Genomic DNA, 3,055 nt, shown 5'->3' on the forward strand with positions numbered 1-3,055 from the left:
GTTTTAAGATCCGCCAGTCCTTCACGGTAGCAGATCGGACATCTCAGTTTGGATTCACGAGCCATGTTTCTAATATGCGTCGCTTATTCGGGCTGACTGACGGAACCCCGCCATCAACCGAAAGGTCAGCACCCCATGCCGCATTCCAGGTTCGAGGGTTGCTCCACTAACTTCAAGTTGGAAGCTATTATAATTGCCCAGCCCTTAGTAAAAAATCGGGGGATAGCGATCGAGATTGGCAAAACTCTCTGACGGTACAGCCCAGGGGCTGTTAGCCTTCAGGTATTGCGGGTTTAAATAATTAAATACGTCGCGGGGCGTGACGTGAGTTTGCAAATTACAATCTTGAAGGTTTTGGCAGGCCATCCCGATGGGCGGGCTTCATTGGCCGAGCTAAACCGCTGTGTGGGCATCTTGGTAACAAGCGGGCCGGACTGGAGTAATCGAACGAAGCGCTTGGCAGCGCGAGTCCCTGACCTCGACATCTTTGGCCAGTCATTGATTTTACGGAAAGTTGATGGCTGGCAGATCACCGATGCCGGCCGAGCGTTACTCGCTTCCCTTGAAGCGCCATTGCCCACCAAAGCCGAAATGGAACCGGCGCCGCCAGCAGCAATCGTAAGCCTCGTGCCTATCCAGTCGCCGCCGACAAGGCCAATCATGACAAACTCGCGTCGATCGCGGCGTCGGGCTGCGATTGCTCACGGACGACGATCCGTCGCCTAAAGCCGCCGGACGACCGCTCATCGCCAGCGCCATGGTGGCGGCCATTGGCAATGGTGCTGCCTTCGCCGAGGGCCGTGATTTTGCCGCCTGGCTCGGCTTGGTGCCGAAGCAGATGTCGACTGGCGATCGGACGATCCTTGGGCGCCCCGAGGGGATGTCCGACGCTGGTCCCTGACGCAACTGATACCTGCCGAGGTCTGCGAGTTGGATGGAGGAAATGGAGAAACGGTCTCGCCGTCGCACCCGTGATCTGGTGACCCAAGCGGCCTCTCTCAGGGCCTTTCTCAGAATGAGATCGGGTGCGCGCGGATATCCATGATGGCCAGGAGCACAAACGCTCCATGCAAGGGCAGGATACAGATGCGCAAGACCAACCCCCTCCATTTTTTCACATTCGGCTTGCAACGCACGGCTGGTCCATACAGTTGGGTCAATCGCTGCCGAAATGGGCTGTCCGCGCGACGTCTGCTTCCCCCGTTAGCGACGGAACTGCGGACGTCGCGGACCCGCGTTACGGCGATCAGGGAAAGGTCGATTATTTGCAACGGTTTCGTCGTAGCGGCTGGTTAGCGCGCACCCTTGAGATTGCACGAAGTTGTGCAGGTCGTCGTGCTGCCGCCCATGCAGGATTTGCAGACGTTAACGCACTGGCCCAATTGCTTCGCGTCATATTCCTTGTACTGCTTCGCAATGCACGCCCGTTGCTGATCGCTGTATTCCGGTTCAGCAGAGCAGTCGGCCAGCAACGTGGCTGCCAGTATGAATAAGCCCAGCGTTCGCATTTCATGGCTCCCCCGACTCAGACGCGATATCAGAACGCCGGGCGCTAGTCATGAAAGCGGCGCCGGTGAGGCGTTTACTTCTTGACGAGCGGGCACTCGCTTTCGGCGAGCGGACGAAACGCTTCTTCTGCGGGAATCGTGGCGACCAGCTTGTAATAGTCCCATGGACCCTTCGACTCTTCCGGCTTCTTCACCTCGAAGAGATAGGCAGGATGAATCTTGCGACCGTCAGCGCGGATCGAGCCCTTGCCGAAGATCGGGTCGTCCGTCGGCAGCTCCTTCATTTTCGCGATGACCTTGGCGCCGTCGTGAGGATTGCCGCCGAGCGCGACCAGCGCCTTCAGGTAATGCAGCACGGCCGAATAGTCGCCGGCCTGCACCATCGAGGGCATGGCGTTGTTCTTGGAGCGAGCGGAGAAACGCTTGCTAAAGCCGCGTGTTTCATCGTTGAGGTCCCAGTAAAAGCTCTCGGTCATCTGAAGGCCGTTAGCGACCTTGAGGCCCAGCGCGTGGACGTCGCTAATAAAAAGCAATAGTGAAGCGAGCTTCTGGCCGCCCTTGACGATGCCGAATTCAGCCGCCTGCTTTACGGCGTTAGTCGTGTCGCCGCCGGCGTTGGCGAGGCCGATGATCTTAGCGTGCGAGGACTGCGCCTGAAGCAAAAATGACGAAAAATCGGACGAGTTCAGCGGATGCTTAACGCTGCCGAGAACCTTACCACCGTTCTTCTCTACCACCGCCCTGGTGTCTGCCTCGAGCGCGGCTCCGAAAGCGTAGTCCGCGGTGATGAAGAACCAGGAATCGCCGCCTGCCTTAGTCACAGCCTTGCCTGTACCGTTGGCGAGTTCATAGGTGTCGTAGGTCCAGTGGATCGTGTTCGGAGTGCAGGCCTTGCCCGAGAGCGCGGAAGTCGCAGCTCCGGAATTCAGGTGAATGCGGTTCTTCTCGACTACCACCGGATTGATCGCGAGCGCCGTGCTGGACGTCACGACGTCAGCGTAAACGTCGACGTTCTCAACATCCGCCCATTGCCGGGCGAGCGAAGTCGCAATGTCCGGCTTGTTCTGGTGATCGGCGCTGATGATGTCGATCTTCCAGCCCTTGTCCCGTAGCCCAGAATCCTCGACGGCCATGTTGACTGCGAGCACCGATCCGCTTCCTGAAATATCAGAATAAAGCCCGGACATATCTGTCATGACGCCAATCTTGACGTTCTTGTCCTGTGCGTTGGCCGTTCCGGTCCACGCAAGAGCAGCAGCGAGCGCAGCCATGGCAATAGATGATTTCATGCTATTTCTCCTCCGGAAGAACAACTTCAGGCGCTTATGTGCGCTTTTTGGCAATAAGGCGATGTCGGAGTTGGGTCAAACGCTTCATTTTGACTGTGGTCCGGCCACTTCCGGTCTGCCCCGATGAACGGACATCGCCAGACCGACGCGGTTGCTCCGTTCGTGCCAAACTCAGACATCAAGCCACCTTATTCGATCACCTCGTCGGCGCGCCCGAGCAGGGAGTGTGGAATGGTAAGAGCCTCAAGCCACACTATG

General features: G+C 57.8%; 2 protein-coding genes and 1 pseudogene. 1 reads left to right on the forward strand and 2 read right to left on the reverse strand.

Features of this window, described 5'->3' with window-relative positions:
- Positions 1 to 748: 748 nt before the first annotated feature.
- Positions 749 to 865: pseudogene (locus QZ213_RS26620) on the forward strand (transposase); the annotation flags it as partial.
- 427 nt (positions 866 to 1,292) lie between these two features.
- Here the strand turns inward: QZ213_RS26620 and QZ213_RS26625 are convergent.
- Together QZ213_RS26625 and QZ213_RS26630 are read right to left on the reverse strand one after the other, a co-directional pair.
- The gene (locus QZ213_RS26625; protein ID WP_291689035.1) at positions 1,293 to 1,508 is read right to left on the reverse strand and encodes a hypothetical protein; all 216 of its coding nucleotides are present in this window, start codon (positions 1,506 to 1,508) and stop codon (positions 1,293 to 1,295) included.
- Positions 1,509 to 1,582: 74 nt separating this feature from the next.
- Positions 1,583 to 2,797, reverse strand: a complete 1,215-nt coding sequence (locus tag QZ213_RS26630) for an ABC transporter substrate-binding protein (protein WP_291689036.1) — start codon at positions 2,795 to 2,797, stop codon at positions 1,583 to 1,585.
- Positions 2,798 to 3,055: the final 258 nt, after the last annotated feature.

This window comes from Bradyrhizobium sp. (genome assembly GCF_017881085.1).
Lineage (GTDB): Bacteria > Pseudomonadota > Alphaproteobacteria > Rhizobiales > Xanthobacteraceae > Bradyrhizobium.